Origin of the sequence: Fulvivirga sediminis (assembly GCF_016757215.1) — a bacterium.
GTDB lineage: Bacteria > Bacteroidota > Bacteroidia > Cytophagales > Cyclobacteriaceae > Fulvivirga > Fulvivirga sediminis.
The window spans coordinates 221,069-241,285 of record NZ_JAESIY010000001.1; the positions used below are offsets into that span (position 1 = coordinate 221,069).

The 20,217-nt window shown below is 36.6% G+C and carries 17 protein-coding genes and 1 tRNA gene; 10 read left to right on the top strand and 8 right to left on the bottom strand.

Annotated elements, in window-relative coordinates:
* Window positions 1-196: 196 nt before the first annotated feature.
* Complete coding sequence (locus tag JL102_RS01005) at window positions 197-2,164, top strand: sensor histidine kinase (protein WP_202241729.1); 1,968 nt, start codon at window positions 197-199, stop codon at window positions 2,162-2,164.
* A gap of 45 nt (window positions 2,165-2,209) precedes the next feature.
* Here JL102_RS01005 and JL102_RS01010 read toward each other — a convergent pair whose 3' ends face one another.
* From JL102_RS01010 to JL102_RS01020, 3 genes are all read right to left on the bottom strand, one after another.
* Window positions 2,210-4,480 carry a glycoside hydrolase family 3 N-terminal domain-containing protein gene (locus JL102_RS01010; protein WP_237390282.1) on the bottom strand — a complete coding sequence of 757 codons (2,271 nt, stop codon included), beginning with the start codon at window positions 4,478-4,480 and terminating at the stop codon, window positions 2,210-2,212.
* Between the two features lie 188 nt (window positions 4,481-4,668).
* Window positions 4,669-4,743: transfer RNA gene (locus tag JL102_RS01015), tRNA-Val, on the bottom strand.
* Between the two features lie 165 nt (window positions 4,744-4,908).
* The gene (locus JL102_RS01020; protein ID WP_202241731.1) at window positions 4,909-6,651 is read right to left on the bottom strand and encodes a M14 family metallopeptidase; all 1,743 of its coding nucleotides are present in this window, start codon (window positions 6,649-6,651) and stop codon (window positions 4,909-4,911) included.
* An 83-nt stretch (window positions 6,652-6,734) separates the two neighbouring features.
* Here JL102_RS01020 and JL102_RS01025 point away from each other — a divergent pair, with 83 nt between their 5' ends.
* Together JL102_RS01025 and JL102_RS01030 are read left to right on the top strand one after the other, a co-directional pair.
* On the top strand, window positions 6,735-7,313 hold the full coding sequence (locus JL102_RS01025) for a nitroreductase family protein (RefSeq protein ID WP_202241733.1): 579 nt from the start codon (window positions 6,735-6,737) through the stop codon (window positions 7,311-7,313).
* Between the two features lie 170 nt (window positions 7,314-7,483).
* The gene (locus JL102_RS01030) at window positions 7,484-7,945 is read left to right on the top strand and encodes a DUF2267 domain-containing protein (RefSeq protein WP_202241735.1); all 462 of its coding nucleotides are present in this window, start codon (window positions 7,484-7,486) and stop codon (window positions 7,943-7,945) included.
* Between the two features lie 9 nt (window positions 7,946-7,954).
* Here the strand turns inward: JL102_RS01030 and JL102_RS01035 are convergent, their stop codons facing one another.
* Entirely contained in the window at window positions 7,955-8,668 is a 714-nt protein-coding gene (locus tag JL102_RS01035) for a methyltransferase domain-containing protein (RefSeq protein ID WP_202241737.1), read from the bottom strand.
* Window positions 8,669-8,678: 10 nt separating this feature from the next.
* Window positions 8,679-9,767: a type III polyketide synthase gene (locus JL102_RS01040; RefSeq protein WP_202241739.1), complete on the bottom strand. Its 1,089-nt coding sequence runs from the start codon at window positions 9,765-9,767 to the stop codon at window positions 8,679-8,681.
* Window positions 9,768-9,817: 50 nt separating this feature from the next.
* Here JL102_RS01040 and JL102_RS01045 point away from each other — a divergent pair, with 50 nt between their 5' ends.
* Window positions 9,818-10,714, top strand: coding sequence for a UbiA family prenyltransferase (locus JL102_RS01045; RefSeq protein ID WP_202241741.1), 897 nt, complete (start codon window positions 9,818-9,820; stop codon window positions 10,712-10,714).
* On the opposite strand, the gene JL102_RS01050 is transcribed toward JL102_RS01045, so the two are convergent.
* Window positions 10,711-11,820 carry an NAD(P)/FAD-dependent oxidoreductase gene (locus JL102_RS01050; RefSeq protein ID WP_237390284.1) on the bottom strand — a complete coding sequence of 370 codons (1,110 nt, stop codon included), beginning with the start codon at window positions 11,818-11,820 and terminating at the stop codon, window positions 10,711-10,713. The genes JL102_RS01045 and JL102_RS01050 overlap by 4 nt on opposite strands.
* A 101-nt stretch (window positions 11,821-11,921) precedes the next feature.
* Between JL102_RS01050 and JL102_RS01055 the strand changes: the two genes are divergently transcribed.
* Window positions 11,922-12,395: a hypothetical protein gene (locus tag JL102_RS01055; RefSeq protein WP_202241743.1), complete on the top strand. Its 474-nt coding sequence runs from the start codon at window positions 11,922-11,924 to the stop codon at window positions 12,393-12,395.
* On the opposite strand, the gene JL102_RS01060 is transcribed toward JL102_RS01055, so the two are convergent.
* Together JL102_RS01060 and JL102_RS01065 are read right to left on the bottom strand one after the other, a co-directional pair.
* Window positions 12,388-13,626 (bottom strand): aspartyl protease family protein, encoded by a 1,239-nt coding sequence (locus JL102_RS01060; RefSeq protein WP_202241745.1) that lies wholly within the window; start codon window positions 13,624-13,626, stop codon window positions 12,388-12,390. The two genes, JL102_RS01055 and JL102_RS01060, sit on opposite strands and share 8 nt — an antisense overlap.
* Before the next feature lie 102 nt (window positions 13,627-13,728).
* Complete coding sequence (locus tag JL102_RS01065) at window positions 13,729-14,238, bottom strand: hypothetical protein (RefSeq protein ID WP_202241747.1); 510 nt, start codon at window positions 14,236-14,238, stop codon at window positions 13,729-13,731.
* A 381-nt stretch (window positions 14,239-14,619) separates the two neighbouring features.
* Between JL102_RS01065 and JL102_RS01070 the strand changes: the two genes are divergently transcribed.
* From JL102_RS01070 to JL102_RS01090, 5 genes are all read left to right on the top strand, one after another.
* On the top strand, window positions 14,620-16,029 hold the full coding sequence (locus tag JL102_RS01070; protein ID WP_202241749.1) for a toxin-antitoxin system YwqK family antitoxin: 1,410 nt from the start codon (window positions 14,620-14,622) through the stop codon (window positions 16,027-16,029).
* An 18-nt stretch (window positions 16,030-16,047) separates the two neighbouring features.
* Window positions 16,048-16,596 (top strand): DUF2911 domain-containing protein, encoded by a 549-nt coding sequence (locus tag JL102_RS01075; protein ID WP_202241751.1) that lies wholly within the window; start codon window positions 16,048-16,050, stop codon window positions 16,594-16,596.
* 834 nt (window positions 16,597-17,430) lie between these two features.
* On the top strand, window positions 17,431-17,889 hold the full coding sequence (locus JL102_RS01080; protein ID WP_202241753.1) for a DinB family protein: 459 nt from the start codon (window positions 17,431-17,433) through the stop codon (window positions 17,887-17,889).
* Window positions 17,890-17,948: 59 nt separating this feature from the next.
* Window positions 17,949-18,809: a dienelactone hydrolase family protein gene (locus JL102_RS01085; protein WP_202241755.1), complete on the top strand. Its 861-nt coding sequence runs from the start codon at window positions 17,949-17,951 to the stop codon at window positions 18,807-18,809.
* A 92-nt stretch (window positions 18,810-18,901) separates the two neighbouring features.
* The gene (locus JL102_RS01090) at window positions 18,902-20,191 is read left to right on the top strand and encodes a 7TM-DISM domain-containing protein (protein WP_202241762.1); all 1,290 of its coding nucleotides are present in this window, start codon (window positions 18,902-18,904) and stop codon (window positions 20,189-20,191) included.
* Window positions 20,192-20,217: the final 26 nt, after the last annotated feature.

A 20,217-nucleotide genomic window follows, 5' to 3' on the forward strand; every position in this document is an offset into this window, starting at 1 on the left:
GAAAAAAGTAGGTAACTTTTATGTAACAGTGAAAATCGAGAAATAAATCGTTAACCGCCAGTGGAGTAAAGGAAGTAATTGTAATTTCATTTGAAAATAATATTCAGTGGAAATTTTATCATATTTCATCCGATATAAAAGGGTTACTACTAGTAGGGGCAGCTGTAATTAAAGTCTAAAATAAATCTGGATATTGATGGCTTTTAAACCAGTAATAATATTTTGGAGTGTGCTGCTGAATTTGGTTGTGGCTAATGGAGTAGTAGCTCAACACAATAGGCTCGTACTAAGGGAGCCAAATAGTGTTACTGATCTTACTCCATATTTGAGGTACTGGAATATTAATGGAGATGAGTCTTTAGAAGAAGCTTTGACTCAAGGAAATTTTGTGGCATTTGAGAGGGGGAGCTCTCTGGAAAAAAGTCAATGGATTTCTTTTACCATAGAAAATCAACTTGAAGATAACGTGCAGGGTAAAATCAATTTCACTTTTACAGACTGGGTTGATTTTTATATACTAAATGAAAGTAATCTATTAATAAGGCAGGCCAAAAGCGGTGATTTATTTAATGTAAATGACAGACCTGTTAAATCTGGGCTTATGGTTTTTCATAATATTGAGATTCCTGCTAAAAGTGTTCGCAAGGTATACGTAAAGCTAAAAAGTACTACAGACATTTCTTATCAGTTTAAAAAATTCACTTTAAAATCTATAAAGCTGTATGCAGGAGATGCCTATTACCTGAATTTTGACCGAAAGAAAATATTTCAGGCGTTGTTTTATGGGGCACTTTTTATAATGTTCTTCTATAACTTTTTTCTCTTTACTACTCTTAGAAGCGCCAGCTATCTGTACTATGTTATCTTCCTGTTTTTTCTGATTCTGTTTTTTTCTTCCAACAGTGGTTATCTGACAGATTATTTATTAATGAACTCGCCCAGAGTAGATCTCTATATTAGGTTCTTATCGCCTGCCTTTGTAACCTTCACCTATCTGGCTTTTGCCAGAAGTTTTTTACAAACTAATAAAAGAAATCGAAAGCTCAGTAAGGCCACTTTGGTCATGATGATACTGCAAGTTTTACTTGTACTGATCATGTTCATTGGTTTCTGGAAGCTAGGGCGTACGCTGGTTATAATTTCTGCTGCTACGAGCTTTTTACTTATTTTTATACTAGCCATCAAGAATATAAGGCGCGGCTTTACACCTGCCCGCTATTTTATGGCTGCTAATGCATTTTTTCTTGTAGGCGGGATTGTTTTTGCGCTAGAGCGTTTAAGTGGGGCATTGGCCAGTGACATGAGTCAATACGCTGTTCAAATAGGTATTCTTTTAGAGGTAGCTTTGCTTTCTATAGGTTTGGCAGAAAGAATTAATGTGATAAAAAACGTACTGGCACAGCAGACTTTAGAAAATGAAAGGCTGGAAACCCGGAGGGCAGAGGAAAGAAGGAAAATCATACAGCAGAAAAATAAGCAACTGGAAAAGTCTTATCAGGAGCTGGATACTTTCATATATAAAACAGCCCATGACATAAAAGGACCGCTAGCCAGGCTTTTAGGTTTATCTAATCTTGCACTTATGGAGGTTAAGGAAAAGAAGGCCAGGGCCTACTTTAATATGTTTTATAACGATTCTCAGTATCTTAATAGGATTCTGTCAAGATTGTCATCAGTGCATGATGTAAGTGTGGCCCGGGTAGAGCCCGTACAAATAGATGTTAATTCATTAATAGAGCAACTCGTAAAGGAAAACAAGCTACGGTTGGAGGCTTTTTCTGTAAAGATGCGTTGTCAAGATAGTCTTTATGTTTATTCGGATTATAATCTATTAAAATTTGCCCTTTCAGACTTGCTGGATAATGCTATAAAATTTATAGATACTACGAAAGAAAAACATACTATAGAAATAAACGCTCTTCAAGACGAGGAGGTACTGGAAATTAACATTGTGGATAATGGTATTGGCATAAGAGAAGACGATATTCCATCTCTATTTGAAATGTTCACCCGTTCGGCAGCTATTCATGGTAATGTTGGCTTGGGGCTATATATGGTTAAAATGGCGGTTTCTCGCGTAGGCGGACGTGTAATGTATGTGGCTAATCAATCTAATTTCGCCTATTTTAAAATAATAATACCTATTCATTATTCTTCAGAATAAAAAGGCTGAAGCTTTTCAGCCTCAGCCATTATTCTTAAAATAAGTTTACTTATACGTGACCTTCACTTTTTTGTCCTTCACCGTGAATACAAATTCACCAGGTTCTGTCACTTTTTTACCTTCAGCATTTACAAAAGCCAGGTCTTTAGGATCTATTTTAAAGCTCACCGTTTTTTCTTCCCCAGGCTTTAGGCTGATTTTTTCAAATCCTTTTAACCTTTTATTATTAGGTGTGATGGAGGCATAGAGATCACTGGAATATAGTTCAATCGCCACTTTACCTTCTCTCTTACCAGTATTTTTTACCTTAGCTGTAATATTCAATACGTCTGATTGCGTGAAGGTAGTTTTATCAGACTTAAGATCTGATACCTCAAAAGTGGTATAGCTCAGACCATGACCAAATGGCCATTGACCGCTAAATTCTCCTAAGGTATATTCATTAGGCACATCTTCTTTTATGGCCTCGCTATACTTGAAATCATATTTAATAAGATCACCAGTGTACCTAGGGTAAGAATAAGGCAGTATACCATTAGGGTTATAGTCTCCTACTAGTACATCGGCAATCGCTTCGGCTCCTTTTGTAGAAGGCCTGTAGGCCATTAATACTGCAAGGATGTCATCTACAAATGAAGAAACAATGCGCGGACGACCTTCTACCAATACTAAGATCACTTTTTTTCCTGAGGCTATGGCTGCTTGGGCAAGTTCTATTTGCTCCTCCGGCAGGGTAAGATCATTAATACTACCAGGGCTTTCTGCATAGGCTTTTTCTCCCAGGCAAAGTACAATATAGTCATAACCAGCGGCTTTGTTTTTAAACTGGTTAACATCATAATTAGCTTTAGCTGCGTAGTCTGCAGTAGATTGGCATGTAACATTGGCTGCTCCTAGTTTTTCTTCCAAAGCTGCTTTTATAGTTTTAGTGCTTTTCGGATATTGACTTACATCACTGCCTTGCCATACATAAGACCATGAGCTGTGTAGAGAAGTTACGTCATTGGCCGCAGGACCAGCTAATAATACTTTGGCGTTTTTAGGTAGTGGCAATACGCTATTTTCATTCTTTAATAAAGTCATAGATTCTAAAGCGGCTGTTTTGGCTACTTCTTCTTCTTTCTTTCTATCTACTAGTTTCATAGCTTCCTTTTCAGGATAGGCATTGTCAAATAAACCAAGCTCATATTTGAGTTTCAAAATTCTTCTTACAGAAAGGTCTAGTCTTGATTCTTTTATGGTGCCTTCTTTGACTAGCTCTACCAATAGATCATAAAATGAATAATCCATGGGCACCATGCTCATGTCAAGACCTGCTTCTACAGCTATTCTTACAGCCTCTTTAGGGGTGGAGGCTATGTGGTGCCTGGTGTGTAGTCTTATTACATCTTCCCAATCAGAAACGGCTACACCTTTGAAGCCTAACTGATTTCTCAAAACTTCTGTTAGGTAATACTTGCTTCCATGTACAGGTACTCCATTGATTTCTGCCGAGTTGATCATAGCTGTGGCAGCTTTAGCATCTACAGCTGCCTGGAATGGAGGCAACAAGTATTCATTGATTGTATAATCAGTGATATAAGCAGGTGTTCTATCTTTGCCACTGGCAGGTAATGAATATCCTAAGAAGTGCTTTAGACATGCAGCTACAGAAGAGTAGGCACTAAGGTCATCTCCTTGGTAAGCTTTAATAGCCGCACTTCCCATTTCAGATACTAGGTAAACATCTTCACCAAAGGTTTCTTCAAAGCGAGACCACAAAGGCTGTCTTCCCAGGCCTAAAACAGGATCAAAATTCCAACGAATACCGCTGGCTCTGGTTTCTATGGCTGTAAGGCGAGCAGATTCTTTTACCAACTCAGGATTACGAGTAGCTGCCATACCTATGTTATGAGGGTAAAGCACTGCCCCTTCAATATAGTTGGCTCCATGTATAGCATCTATTCCGTATAAAACGGGTATTTTATGTTCAGTTTTTTTGGTGGCCACATCTTGTATGCCCTTTTGAATTTTATGCCACGTTTCCATGGTATAAGCATGTCCTTTTACATTGAGTATTGAACCTACATGTTTTTCTAATAAAGCTTGGTTTAGTTTATCTGAATCGATTTCGGTAGTGGAATTGTTTTTTAAAATCAAGTCAATGGTAACCTGTGTCATTTGACCTACCTTTTCCTCGATAGACATTTTAGACAGAAGTTCGTCTACCTTTTTGTCAGTGTCTGCTACTTTTTGCTGGCCATGGCTGCTAAAACAAAAGCAAAGTAATAACATCACAACCATGGTGGGAAAAGTGATTTTGTGGTTTGGTTTCATACGTGAGGGTTTCATGGAAAATTATCTGTAAATAATAGATTTAGTTTCTAAAGTGAAAATTAATAGTTTTTTATGAATAAAAATAAAACTAATGCAGCATGAAGGGGAAACAAATCCACTTTTTTAGGGCATATAATGTTTCAAAATGAAAAGTGAAAATGCCCAATACTGGGTGGGAGAAAGGAAAGTGGGATGTATTGGACTCGAACCAACGACCCCTGCCCTGTCAAGGCAGTGCTCTGAACCAACTGAGCTAACATCCCATTTTTAAAGTAAGCAAAATAAGCAATTACTTTTATAGCTTACAATGCTTGGCTCAAAAAACCTTATAGTAATCTGCATTAATTTGTGGATGGATGCAGATTCATTAATCTCATTAGAATAATGTTTTAGTTACCTATGCTAATTGCTAAATGACATAATTTTTATTAATCTACCAGTCTGTATATGGGGTAGTTAAGGTGTGCTTCTTCGTAGTATGGAGAATGCTCATAAATGAAGCTGAGCTGACTGTAACTGCTAGAGGCAAATCCTTCATCTTCTTTTTTCTTTTTTTCAAAAGCGTCTTTTAACTGAGCGTCATTTTGTAAAAGCTCATAGGCAATATCTTCAAAAACGTAAGGAGAAAAATGTTCTTTTTGTTGTAAAATGGTGTCAAAGAAATTCCAGCTGAAGTAAGAGTCAGGAGCTTGTGGCTCTAATGTTTCTATTAAAAACCTGCCTCCTGGTTGATTGATGTAGAAGATATAATCTCCTTTGCGAAAATCGATATTCTTTTTATCCTTTATTAGTTTTATATCTGAATGCCTATAATGGCCCTCGTATGGCTTAGAAGCTGTAGTATAGTTTTGGATACGATAGGTTTCTACATTAATAACAGTATCATTTTCAAATCTTGAAAAATCTATATCAGACCATTTTAACCGGTCTATTACCTCATGCCATCCTTGAGGAATAACATAGGCCTTCGGCACTATTACATTAGTGGTGCCTTTAAAGTTAGTATAGTAAGGTATTTCTTTGGTGAAAGGCTTTTTACGATCATAAAAAAGCCTTTTTTGGCCTGTGAATTTACTTTCAATCATTTCTCCTTCATATCCTTTAAAGGCAAACATTTCTGGATTTTTCTTATCTACTTCCCAATCTAGGTAGTGCAGATCTCCTGGGTTTAACCTATAACTGTGATGTAGTTGCTGTATTTCTTTCCCGTCTTTAATCGCTATTTCTATAACGCTTTCAAGAAAGTTATAAGTAGCTTTTACACGTACATCAAACGGCTTTAACATATGTGTTTCTATCATAAAACCCAGGGTGTTGAAAAGTGTGGTGTAGCCTGTAGAATATCTTGGGTAATCCATAAATTGGATGATACCTTCAGCATCCGGCGTGGTATTGTAAACATTTACATAAGGCGTTATTTCGGTTTTCTTTTCCCTCATTTTCTGCTCTAGTGCAGGCGTAAATTCTTCATGCAAATAGCCTCCCATATCTTTCCCTAGCTTATTGTGCTGAGTAGCCAAGTGAGTAATGCTGTATTGGTAATCGGCCCCGTTACTCACATGCGTATCAATAAAAATATCAGGTAGCACCATTTGATATATTTTATAGAAGGCTCGGGCATTTTTGCTGTCTGCTTTTATGAAATCACGGTTAAGATCATAATTTCTGGCATTTCCTCTAAAACCATAAGACTTAGGTCCGTTTTGATTAGCCCGGCTATGCTCCCCTCTTTTTAGGGCTCCACCAATGTTATATAAAGGAATAATAGCTAGCGTTACGTCCTTTAATTGCGCTCTATTTCTTTTATTAGTGGCATAATCTCTCAGTAGCATTTCAGAAGCTTCTATGCCATCTGGCTCACCAGGGTGGATGCCATTGTTAATCAGAATGATGGTTTTACCTTTTGACCTAGCGGCTTCCAGATCAAAATTTTCATCAGTATCAAATAAAACCAGATGCAGAGGGAAACCACTATCAGTTTCGCCAACCTCTTGAATAGAAATATAGGGTGATTCTGCAGATAGCCTTTTGTAGAACTGAATAGTTTCCTCGTAGGTGCCAGTTTGTTTTCCTTCGGTGTTTTCGAATACGGTTTTTAATGACTTTTTCTGACCATGCGTATAGGGAGATATCAACAAAAGCAAAAAAAGGTGTGCAATAAAAAACTTCATTGATTTAACTTTAAATTTTATATTAAATAAGCTATTCTGCGAGATTAGCGTTTGAAAATTAAAGAATAAATAAAAGATAAAAGATGGATTTTACAACAGCGGTTAATGATATGATTCGTGATAGGCGATCTATTTATACCAATATGTTTTCGGGTGAAGAGGTAGATGATGCTATAATTGAACAAATGCTTGAAAATGCAAACTGGGCTCCTACTCATAAGCTCACTGAGCCTTGGAGATTCATGGTTTATAAAGGTGAGGGGTTAAAAAAATTAGGTCAGTTTCAGGCAGATTTTTATAAGAACAAAAATCAGGATTCATTTGATGAAGGAAAATATGAAAAGCTATTATCCAAACCATTAGAATGCTCTCATATTATAGCTATAGGCATGAAAAGAACTCCTATTTTACCTGAAATAGAAGAGGTATGCGCTACTGCTTGTGCTGTGCAAAATATGTTGCTTACTGCTTCAGCTCATAAAATAGGCTGCTATTGGAGTACAGGCGGCATTACTTTTAATGAGGAGGTAAAGCCTTTTTTTAACCTAGGTGAAGATGATAAGTTACTAGGCTTTTTATATATCGGTATGCCTAAGTCTGATAAGTGGCCTAAAGGCAGAAGAAAGGATATAGCTGACAAAGTAGAATGGGTTGTGGAATAGTGGCATTACGCCTCACCACAGTGTGAAAACAGTCTACGAACAATCTGCCAAAAGTGACGGGGTATACTGCTAATATGTCATTTAAATAGCGCTGTTACTCATTGGCACGATTATTTACCTGATGCTAAACTGAAAAACAAATAGTAACATATTTAGCATCAGGTAAATATATGGAAAATACAATAGCTCTAAACTATTCTGATCTTGCGCTGAAGGATAATGGCCTGATCAAAGAAATTAACCAAGTGTTGGGGTTCGGCAACCCAGAAAGAGCTGGTTTAGCTGTAAGTCGTGTGTTGCACACGATAAGAAAAAGTTTATCTTATCAGGAGTCTGCCGAATTTATAAAAAGATTGCCTGAATACCTTAAGGTGATGTTTGTGATGAACTGGAAGCCTAAGGAAGAGAGAATACAACTGAGACATCTGGATGAATTTACAGAGGAGGTACTTAATGAAGATGATAACAGTGAACATAAGGTCTTTTTTAAGGAGGTAGATGCACTTACAGCTGTTATTACGGTATTGAAAACTTTAAATAGGCATGTGGATTTACTTAATTTCCCTAGCTTTCATTATAACCTGAAAAGAGAACTTCAGGAGACGATGTTGGAAGTAAGCTCTGCAGCCTAATCTGAGGCTTTAAAATCGAATAATCAGTTGCCAACGAAAGGCCCAAAGCCATTTCAGAGAATATTGCGTGCAGCCACTTTCATTTAAGATTTTTTGAAGATCTTTTTTCCTGAATGATCTTAATACAGAAAGAGCTGCATCATATTTTACCATTGCTGACTTGGAAAATACAGATGTGAGGATTTTTATGGAGTGGAAGGCGAACCAATGGCGGTGCAAATCATTAATAACCACTCCTAACTTAGCCTGATGCCTAAATTGCTTTAAAAGTTGTATCAATTCTTTATCAGTAAAATGATGTGTAAAAAGTGTGGCAGTGATAAAGTCACATTTGATATTTTTAAATTCATCCGAGAATATATTGAGGCATTTGTAACTAATTTCATCATAGTCTTTGCTGTTATTTTTAGCCCATTCAATAATATTCGGATTAGCATCAATCCCGATGAGTTGAAGCTTTAATTTCGTTTTTCTGCCCCACCGGGCTATACGCTTGAGCATATCCCCGCTGCCACATCCTAAATCCACAATAATCAGAGGTGAGTCTGTTTGCTTTCTGTTGGATGCTAATTTTGAAATTCCGTTGGTGGTAACGTAATTGCCCCCCAGCCATTTATTGATTACCTCCAGCTCTTTAAGTGTCTGATCTATTACCTGCCCTGAGCTGTTAAGGTCGTCCATGAGCTCAGGCTCGTTACTGCGGTTTTCAAATTTAGAGGGCATAGGAGTAAGGTTAAGTAATGATGTTTAAAATCATGCTTTCCAGCGTTAAACCTGGACCAAAAGCTAAAGCCAATAGTTTTTTATTATTGTCATCTGCTTTCAGATTTTTCATGATCTCTTGTAGTACAAAAATGATAGTGGTAGATGACATATTGCCATACTTTTTTAATATCTGATAGGCAAATCGATTGTCTTCTCTGCTTATGCCTAATTGCTTTTCTATTACTTCTAATATTTTTTTCCCTCCTGGGTGTATCGCATAATATTGAAAGCTTTCAATGCTATGCTTTTGCCGTAATCGGTTAGTTAAAAGAAGAATATCTTGTTCTATAAGCGAAGGGATGTACGAAGATAAGCGCATTTCAAATCCATAGTTGCCAATCTTCCAAGCCATGTCCTTTTTGCCTCCTGGGTTAAGGTCGCAATGAAAAGCCATTGTTTGTAGAGCTGGTTTTCTAGAAGGTTTGCCTTCCATAACCAGTGCGGCAGCTCCATCTCCAAAAATGGCATTAGCCAGCAGGTAATCTGCTATTTTTTCTTTTTGAAAATGAATGCTGCATAGCTCCACACAAACGATGAGTACTTTAGCATCAGGGGTGCCGAGGCAAATGGAACGGCCAGTTTTTATTGCATTAAAAGCAGCATAACATCCCATAAAATTAATGCCCGTTCTCTCTACTGAGGTATTTAAGCCCAGTTGATCAATCAGTTCTATGTCAATTCCTGGAGCATACATGCCCGTGCAGCTTACTGTAATTAGATGAGTTATTTCATTCCTACTTACATTTTCAAGAGCTTGGTTTGCAGCTTCTTCTCCCAATTTTTTAGCTTCTGATCTAAATAGATTGGCTCTGCTTTCTGTAGAAGGAAATGGCTCAAGGTTATCTGTGTCTGGGTAAAAGCTTCTAGTATTTTGGCTACCATAATCAGGAATAACCGAATACCTGTTCTCTATTCCTGTGGCGCGGTAGAGTAATCGTAGTTTTTGGCTTTCCTGCTCATTCATTTGATGAGCCTTAGACATAAATCTCCAGACTTCGGCCTGTGCTATTTTGTGTTCTGGGGTGGCGGTGCCTGTGCCAGTAATGTATACATTCATTCATTCAATAATACTAAAAAATCAATATCTTGGTGGAAATTAATATTTTTATGTTTCAGAAATCTTCATGGCTGCATCTCAGAATACCATTTTCTTTTTTCCTTTTACCTGTATTTCTATTTGGTCTGAGTATTTCACCAAACATTAAGGAAAGCAACCTAGTCATTGTTTTTATTTCACTGCATTTTTTTTTATATCCCGCTAGCAATGGCTATAACAGTTATTTTGATAAAGATGAGAAAAGCATTGGGGGGCTTAAAAATCCTCCAAAGGTTTCTCTTGGGCTTTATTATCTGGCATTAGTTTTTGATATAATAGCCATTTTGTTGGGCCTTTCCATTAGCTGGCCATTTGCTATCATGCTTTTTGTGTATGGATTAGTATCTAAAGCTTATAGTCATCCATTAATCCGGCTTAAGAAATATCCTTTCGCTAGCTGGTTTGTTGCCGGTTTGTTTCAGGGCGCTTTCACATTGGTTATGACATATATGGGTTTAAATGGATTTGGCTTTAATGTGTTTCTTTGGCCACAGGTGATTATTCCGGCATTACTGAGTTCACTGATTTTATGGGGCTCCTACCCTATGACTCAGATATACCAGCATGAAGAAGATGCTAAGAGAGGAGATAATACGCTTAGCTTGAAATTGGGTATAAAAGGCACGTTTTATTTTACGGCAGTGGCCTTCACAGTGGCTGTAGCTGGTTTTGTGTTTTATTTTATGGAATACCAGCAGGTAAAGTATGCGTGGGTGTTTATAGGGAGTATGTCTCCAGTAGTATTATATTTTGCTATCTGGTATCTTGAGGTTTACCAAGATAGTACCAAGGCTGATTACAAACATACTATGTGGCTCAATATGATCTCAGCAGTATGCCTGAGCGTATTTTTTATTTATTTTTTCATTGATAGCACTCAAATTTTACAAGCTGTAAAGGCTTTTTAGAACGGATCTCCGTGAGTTTGTTTCATGATAAAATTAGCAAATGGCGGTACTTTTCTGGCCAGCTCCACACTCACATTTGATACCCATGATTGCCCGAATAGTTTCTGTATTTGTCGGCCCTTCCATAGCCTGGCTTTAAAGTACTTATTCCATTCTTTGTTATACGCTTTTTCAATAATAAGCTGAGCATTTTTTTGGTGAGCATATTTTATAATGACCTCACTCAGTATTTTGGCGGAATGTATGGCCATGGCCATACCATTGCCGCACAGTGGGGTAATCATACCAGCTGCATCTCCACACATGAAGATATGATTAGCTACTAGTTCTTTCGTTTCAAAGGATATTTCATTAATAACAAGCGGCTTTTTAAAAATAAATTCTGCTGAAGTGAAGATTTCTCTAAGAAATGGATTGTCGAATAAAGTGTTTTCTTCCATTTCTGCAATAGTGGTGGTCAAATTGCTGCGCGCAGTGAGATAGCACAAATTATATGCATTTCCTTCTACTTTATTTATTCCACAGTAGCCATTTTTAAAATTGTGTAGAGAAATAAGATCAGGGGCTTGTTCAGGGTAGTTGATGTGATATTTGACCCCCATGTATGGAGATCTTTTGGAGAAAAATTTCCTTTTCATTACCTGATCAAGTTTGGAGCGCTTGCCATAAGCACCTATCACAAAGTGGCCTTTTTCTATGGCTCCACCCTGTAATTCTACCTCGAAATGATCTTGAAGGTATTTCACATTTTGCACCTTTTTGCCGATGATAAAGGAAACGCCTGCCGCCTTAGCTTTTTCGTAAATAAAGTGATCTAGCGTGAAACGACTGATGCCGAAACCTCCCAGGTCCAAGGGTAGTATTAATTCTTTACCAGTTACGGAGCTTAGCTGAAAATGATTTAATGTGGCGGCGCTTAGCTCCTCCGGGTGTATTCCCAAACTAGCTAAAAAAGGCCTGACCTCATTAGAAATGTACTCACCACAAACTCGGTGGAAAGGATAATTTTTTTTCTCTATTACTAATGTTTGGAAGCCGGATTTTTGTAAATTCAGAGAGCAAATCAACCCTGATAAACCGCCACCAATAATGATTATTTGTCTCAAAGCCAGATTTTAGTTAGATCAGTATGGTGTAATAAATAATGAGAATTTAATTATTAACAAATTATTCGATTATCCGTTAACCATTTGAAACATCACAACTTATGCAACCCCTAACAACTTCAGATAATAAAAGAGATTCTTTGAATATCTTTTTAGTAGGTAACAATCCTATTGAACTTGGTCACATTTACGATAAACTTAAGCAAATAAAGCACAAAACCTATAATACAGAGATAGGCTTTAATCTTAAGGGACTTTATAAAAGAATTATTCATTCTAATCCCAGTTGCATTTTAATCGACGATAATTTTGATAGAAGTTATATGAAGAGTCTGGTAAAAAGATTGTCTTCAGGCATAAAAACTCGTCATATCCCAATTACTATCATCAAGAATTCTAATTATTCTGAAGCCTACCTGGCCGACGCTCAGGAGTATATCCTTAAAGATGGTATTACATCCGAGTCGCTATCCAGATCTATTTTGAATGCGATTAAGTTTAAAAGCATGCATGCTTATTTATACAAGCGCTATAAGAAGGAGACATCAAGATTAAAGCAATTCTTCTTTAAATAAGACTGTGCAGCCGAAATTTGAAAGCTAGTTTTTTATCGTTTCTTTGAATAACTAGCTTTATTTTTTTGTTTTCTTTGGAGTTTAAAATGCTATTGATCACGTTCAGATGCAAAGAACCTGATTGCATACCGTTAATTTTTAGAATAATATCTCCTTTTTCAATACCGGCATTTTCGCCAGAAGAATTTTTTCTTACTTCTACTATTTCAAAGGTGCTAAGCAAGCTGCCTTTGGCTTTTACGGTGAGCCCGCTCATGTTGTAGGAAAAACGATCTTTATAATCTTTGCCTGGCTTTAGAAATAGCTTCTCATCAGGGAAGTCAAAAACAGTAATGAACCGACTTAATATCTCTCCTCCAATACTTCCATTTCGATCTGATCCAGAAGTTTTTAGGCTATCAAGAAAGTCATGATCATCTGGGAAGCTTGTGATTACATTTTCCCAACAAATTTTATTATTTAGCTGAAGCATGGGTATTCTTGCTATCTTACCTTTCATTACTCCTCCCAAGCCTCTGCCGAGTATGGCATTAATGTTATTTTGTGGTATATAAATATCACTTTCCTCGTTAGGCTCAAGCCGTAATCCGTGGCTCGCTCCTGAGTCTACCATAAGCCTGGCCTTGTGCACCTCTTTAGGGCCATAAATGATTTGGCCAGTAATGTAGGGTTTGGTATCATGTACCTCCATGGGTATTTCTCTATATTTTCTTCCAGGCTTAAAATGTTTTGGGGTAGTGAGGAGCATTATTTTACGATCGTAATCTATTTTTACCACAAATCGGCTAAAAAGCTCATAGCCCAATATACCATGTACATCGGTACCCAGATAATTACGCAGTTCCAGATAATCTTCTGCCAATACTAACAGGGCATGTCCCCGACCCTTTACACCAGGTAGGTTTATAGATACATTGTTAGTAATATAAGCATCTATTAGTTGCTCTCCACCAAGGCCAGAAATAGTGTACTTTTTAGAGTATGAAAGGTTAATAATATCTCCAAAGGCCTTTTCTGTGAGTATGCTGGTTCTTACGCCAGTATCTAAAATAAATTTAAGGGGGAGTTCATTATTTAGGACTACCGGCACTACAATCAGATTATTGTAGATTTCAAACGGAATTTCTACCTTCTTTTTATTGCTGCTAATGCTGAAGCCTAATTGCTGAGCATAAAGGGGGCTTGTCAGATAAATAAACAGCAAAATTATTAGAGTAGTATGGCTCTTCATGCACTTACGCGTTCTAACCAAAATTTAAGCAATTTTTACAAGATATGTATGATACAGTCGCTTCATTTTGTGTTCATAGAGCAGACCTATACATAATTGAGTTTATCTTTTTTGTAGTATCCGCATAATGTTCATATTATCTCCTATATAGCTACAGGTAAAACTGCTTAAAATGCTAATTATCAATGAGAAAGTCATGATAATAATCAGGTCTGTAAAGTGTAGCGTATAGCTATGTGGTATGCCTGATATTATTTCTATAAATTTTTTATTGTTATAAATGATTAAGCAAAGTAATAGGGCGCAGAATGAATTAAGTAGATGGCCTAAAAGATGAAGCTCAAAGAGGTTTTTGAGATTGGCTCCAAATATTTTTCTCATACCTATTTCTTTCCTGTGCCCATGCTCAGGCATAATTTGAATAAGTAGCCCTGATATAAAAAAAGAAATAGCTGCCAGGCTAAAGGAGATATGGGCTATGCTACTTCTGCAAAGGCTTATGTTCAAAAGCAGCGATAAGTCTCCCAGGCTTAGCATAATAATAGCGGCCATTCTAAGAGGAAGGTGACTTTTAAATTTTCGAATGGTAATTATGGCATTATTCTTTAACATTTGGTGCTCCTTTCAAATGGTTAATTCAAAGAGCATACCATTATCATTTTATGCTTATTTGGTCTAATATGTCAATTTTGTGGCATTCTGCTGTACGATCATAAGTCAAAAGAGCGTTCAATATTGAACAATGATTGGTGTAAAGCAATTATACTATTAAGGGTTTTTGATACAGTGGGCATGTAAATGGATTTGAAGAAACAGTTATTAAAATATGATATTAATTATGTCCGGTCTAACGAAAAATATCAGGTATTTTAGGCCCTAAATAAGATTGCAGATCAAAAAAGCATCCAATTTTGAAAAACTATCGTATGGTATTTGTGTGGGAAAAGTAACTATAAACGTTATTAAGTTCCATCGCTTAACTACTAAAACCTAATGAAACTAAAGAATATACTTATAGCATTTGGCTTGAGCCTTATTTTCATACCTGCCATTGCTCAGAAAACTACACTTTTCACTCAGGATAGCTCCGTTTATGCCATAGGAGATATTATAGAAGGCAAAAAAGCTGGCAATTGGCAGTTCTTCAATAAGAATAATATTAAAATAGAAGAAGGAAAATTTGAGAATGATAAGCGTGAAGGGGTTTGGAATATTTTATACCCCAATGGTAGGATTAAGGCTAAGGTGAATTATGAAAATGACGAGCCTCAAAACTACCTGGAGTATGACTTGAGAGGTACTACCGTGGAGGCTGGTCAGTTTGAAAATGGCTTAAAATCTGGTGTTTGGACTACCTACCACCCGAATGGCAAGGTGAAAGCAAAAATGGAATACGAAAAAGGTAAGAAAAAAGGAGTTACAAAGGAGTTTGACTATTATGGTACACTCATGCTGGAAGCGCAATATGACAATGATACCACTGATGGAGACTGGAAGTTATATAATGAATATGGTAAACTGGCTGTTGATGGAGCTTATAGTAATGGTATAAAAGTAGGTACTTGGAAAGAGTTTTATGAGTTTGGTCAGCTAAGGGCGGTGGAACATTATGAGCTTGGCAAGCCAGATAGTACCTGGCAGGAATATACTGTAGATGGTAAGGTGCTTTCTGAAAAGCACTTTAAAAATGGAAAACCTGAAGGAAAGTGGAGAGAGTTTTATATCGATGGAGATTTGAAATCATTGAGCTTTTATAAATATGGTTTGCAGGATAGCGTGTACCTCACCTATTTTGAAAATGGCAAGCCTGAGATACAAGGAACGTATGAATATGGACTAAAAGAAGGAAATTGGAGATTTTTTAATGAAAAAGGTTACTTGTTGGAAGAAGGACATTATTTAAACGGTGAGCAAAGTGGCCAGTGGTTTACTTATTATGATAAAGGGGAGCTGAAGAGCATTGGTTCTTTTGAGGCTGGTCTTGAAAATGGTAAGTGGGGAATATTTCATACTACGGGTTTGCTTATGCAGGAGGAGGAATGGGTTTCTGGCATGCTAATGAGGGTGAGCGACTATTATACTATATATGGAGATACCCTTTCTTCTGGTAATTTGAAAAATGGTACCGGACTTAAAATCAATTACTACATTGATGGGCAAAAGGAAATTGAATGCGAGTTTAAGAACGGATTGCCGGATGGAAACTGGAAGTACTACTATCATAATGGTAAACTGGCAGAAGAAGGGCAGTTTGAGAGTGGTGTGAAAACAGGAGCATGGACTTATTATTATGACAATGGTAATAGACAATCATATGGTGAATATAAAGATGGAGAGGAAACAGGTCGCTGGCTCTATTACTATAAAAATGGATCTTTACGAGACTCACAGACGTATGAATAAAATTATGGAAATAAGGTAATGAAGAAACTCATTGTTTTTGTTGGTAGCATTGTGGCTATCATTGCCATATTTCTGGTTGTGTTTAGAGTCTATACAAAATCCTTCAGTCCGCAGGATAAGGTTGCCTATAAAAGTGATAGTGTAGACATAGAAGTGAAATATAGCCGCCCTTACGTGAAAGACAGAGTTATATTTGGAGAATTAGTGCCTTATGGCAAAGTCTGGAGAACAGGGGCCAATGAGGCGACCGTACTATCTATAAGCCATGACCTGAAAATTAATGGAAAAGAACTTAAGGCCGGTTCATATTCTATATTCACTATACCGGGTAAAAACTCTTGGAAAGTAATATTTAATAATGAAATCGGGCAGTGGGGAATTGATGTGTTCTCTCAATCGGCCAACAGAGATCCTGAAATGGATGCTCTTATACTTCAAGTAAAACCCATTTATACTTCTAATGTATTTAATCAGTTTACTATTGCTTTAGAAGCTATGGGTGATGAAGTAGAAATGATAATGATGTGGGAGAATACATTAATTGTAGTTCCGTTTTCAGTAAAGTGAAGAAGCCTAACTTTAAAAGAAAGGCTCCTCTCATTCTACACATTTTAACCCTAACGCAACACTACTTTTTTCTTAAAAAAGGCCAGAATGAACAGTGCATGCTTCCCCTCATTTTAAACCCAGATGTTAACTTCTCTTCCTTTGCTACCTCACTCCGTAAAATTACATCTAGAGTTAACTTCTGAGTTTTTTTCTTCCTCTTTTGCACTGCCCATGGCTTAATGTCTTAACAGAATCTACTGTGTTCTTCCCTACTGCCGTCAACCAATCGTCACTTATTCCATCTCCTCAAAACCTCCAGAGCCACTATCTTACTCAATAACCATCACCTTGCTCTGTTCTACTTAGCTTTGATCAGTTTTTACTCTACTACAGCAGATCTGTTAAAGAATTTTTTATCATCTCATCTTACTTTTATAAGTTAAATTGATTACCACCGTCAATAGTAATAAGGCTATCTTTCCTCTCGGTTTACTTTACACGTTTACTCATTACTATTTTTAAAATTGTGGCGGTAATCAGTTCATCATTTTCTGAAATTTATGTTTTCTTTCTTTTTTAACATTAAGCTATTTGTTATTCATTAATCATAAGATATGCCTAATGCTTAACTTTCTGATATTCATGTTTTTGCAAAAATCACTGATAGAAAAATATTCCATATTTTGAAAGGTGTTCCGCTTTATGGAAATGAAGTTTATTGTTATTATGCTTTGCTGTCATTTTACAATTTAGTAGCAAAGAACTACACTGGAAAGATGTTATTTTTTTATAGCTTAGTTTGAATGATACATTATCATTAATTACTATAAAGTTTTATTTAGTTTAAAAATTATGAAAAAGCATTTTACAGATTTATTTCGATATAATGAATGGGCTAATAACCGAGTATTGATTACTTTGGAAGAAGGCGAAGTGAAAGATGATAAAATTATGACCTTATTTAGCCATTTGCTTTCTTCCCAAATTATCTGGATAAATAGAATAAAGGATTTGCCTACCTCGCCTTTTCCTTTGTGGGAGAAATATAAGCTCCATGAGATAAAGAGCATGAATGAGGAAAGTAACCGTAATTGGCGCGATCTCATAGAGAATCACCCTAGAGAAACTTTTGAAGAAATGATCTTTTACAAAAACACCAAAGGCACCAAATACGAAAATACTATAAGAGAAATCATGGTCCATGTGCTTAATCATAGCTCTTATCATAGAGGTCAGGTTATAAGTAGGTTAAGAGAATTAGATATTACTCCTCCGGTTACGGATTATATAGTTTATTGTAGGCAAAAGTGATAAACAGTAAGTGTTCATTTCTGTTAATATAATATTAGGGCCATTTAATCTAAACCATTATGAGAAAAATAGTAAAATTATTATTCCTTTTATTGTTCGCTAGCTCAGTGCTGCATGCTCAGAATACGCTAGATCAAAATATTACCATATGTCAAACTTCAGCTACGGAGAGCTTTGCATTGTTTGCTTCAAATGAAACTTTTAAAAAGGAGCATATGAATCCAATACCTTTTCACTACAAGGAGCAGGCTGGCAAAATGATCACTTTTGAAACTCCTGATGGTAAGAAGGCCAGCGCTTACTTGGTAAAGGCCAACACCGATATTGATAACTATATTTTCATTTTTCACGAATGGTGGGGGCTTAATGATTACATCAAAAAGGAAGCTGATAAATACTGGCATGGATTTAATAAAAACATTAATATTCTTGCCATAGACCTGTATGATGGTAAGTTAGCTACTACGAGAGAAGAGGCCTCTAAACTAGTCAGTTCTGTAACTACAGAAAGAGCAGAATCTATTATTAAAGGAGCAGTTACTTTTACAGGTATCAGTTCAGAAATAGGTACTTTAGGATGGTGTTTTGGAGGAGGCTGGGCATTACAGGCAGCTATGATTGCCGGGGAGCAGGCGCAGGGTGCAGTAATGTATTATGGTATGCCAGAAAAAGATGAAAACAAGATAGCAAAAATAGAGTTTCCAGTATTAGGAATCTTCGCTGAGAAAGATGGTCACATCACTCCCGAGATAGTAAATACCTTTGAGGAGGACATGAAAAGTGCTTCAAAATCTGTGGAAATTCATTTTTATGATGCAGTGCATGCTTTTGCTAATCCTAGTAACCCTGATTATGATAAGAACGCAGCTGATGATGCTTATCATAAATCAATTGGCTTTCTAAAACGAGTTCTCGATTAATTTCGCACGTACTTTTTTTGATAATAATCAGTAGGAAGTAAGTTGCATTCGGGTTAATTTGCAAGATGGTGTATTAATAACATTGTCTATTAATGTCTATAGTTAAAGCTTTAAGGCAATTATCCGTTGCCATTTTTTTGTCTACATCCTGTTTTTTATCACTTCATGCCCAGAGTTTACCAGAGATAAACAAAGGTCGGTTAGATTTATCAAAGAATGATATTGGAGAAATGGGAACCATTGATCTTTCTGGTGAATGGGAATTTTATTATCATAAACTTCTTTTCTCAGCTGATTTTCATGATGAAGAATGGGATGCCAAATATGCGGAGGTGCCGAGTATTTGGAATGATATGCGCTATAAAGGCATAATGCTTAATGGTAGAGGTTATGCTACGTATAGACTGATTATTAAAAAAGATCCTGAAGCCAAGTTACTCGCATTGTATGTGCCTAATGTATATACCGCATATCGGCTCTACGCTAATGGCCAGCTAATAGCGTCAAACGGTAAAGTTGGAAAATCTAAAGAAGAGGTAGAGCCACAATGGAAACCTACCTATACAACCTTTATTAGCGAAGACCACGAGTTAGAGCTCATATGGCAGGTGGCCAATTTTCATCATCACAGAGGAGGGATCCATAAATTACTAAAACTGGGTACACCAGAAGAAGTAGTCAAATCTCAACAAAACATTGTAGCTGCTAATTTACTTTCGGTAGGTGGTTTATTGGTTCTGGGCTTCTTCTTTATAGTATTTTTCTTTATACGGAAAGGGCAATTAGCAACCTTATATTTTGGGCTTTTCTGCTTGCTATGGGCTGTTAGGATATTATTTTCAAACATCTATCTTATTTCAGAACTGGTTAACTTGCCTTGGAGCTTATCGCTAAGAATAGAGTATTTATCACTTTACGCGAGTGCCATGGTAGGTGTTCTTTTCATTACTAAATCTTTTAAGGATATAGTCAAAGGACTCTTTAAGTGGATAATTATTACTATCAATTACCTTTTTATTGCTATCACTCTAATTCTACCGCCTATATTTTTCACTTCATTACTACCGGCTTATCAATTCTTTTTAATGATTAATCTGGTTTACATAGCAGTGGTGGTTATTCAGGCGTTGCAAAATAAGCAGAAGGAAGCATGGTTTAGTGCAGCTGGTATTTTAGTAGGCATATTATCTTTTGCCTATGAGTTAACGGCTTATATTTTTATGTTCAAAGTCAATTTGATCGTTCTTAACCTTGGCTACCTGGCTATATTTTTTCTCAATTCACTAGTTATCGCTCATCATTTTGTAATCGCCTACCAGAAAATTAATAATTTAGAACGAGAAAAGGAGGATAACTTTATCCGACTGCGAGGTATATTATAATACCGCCTCAGTAGGGCATTGTCAGA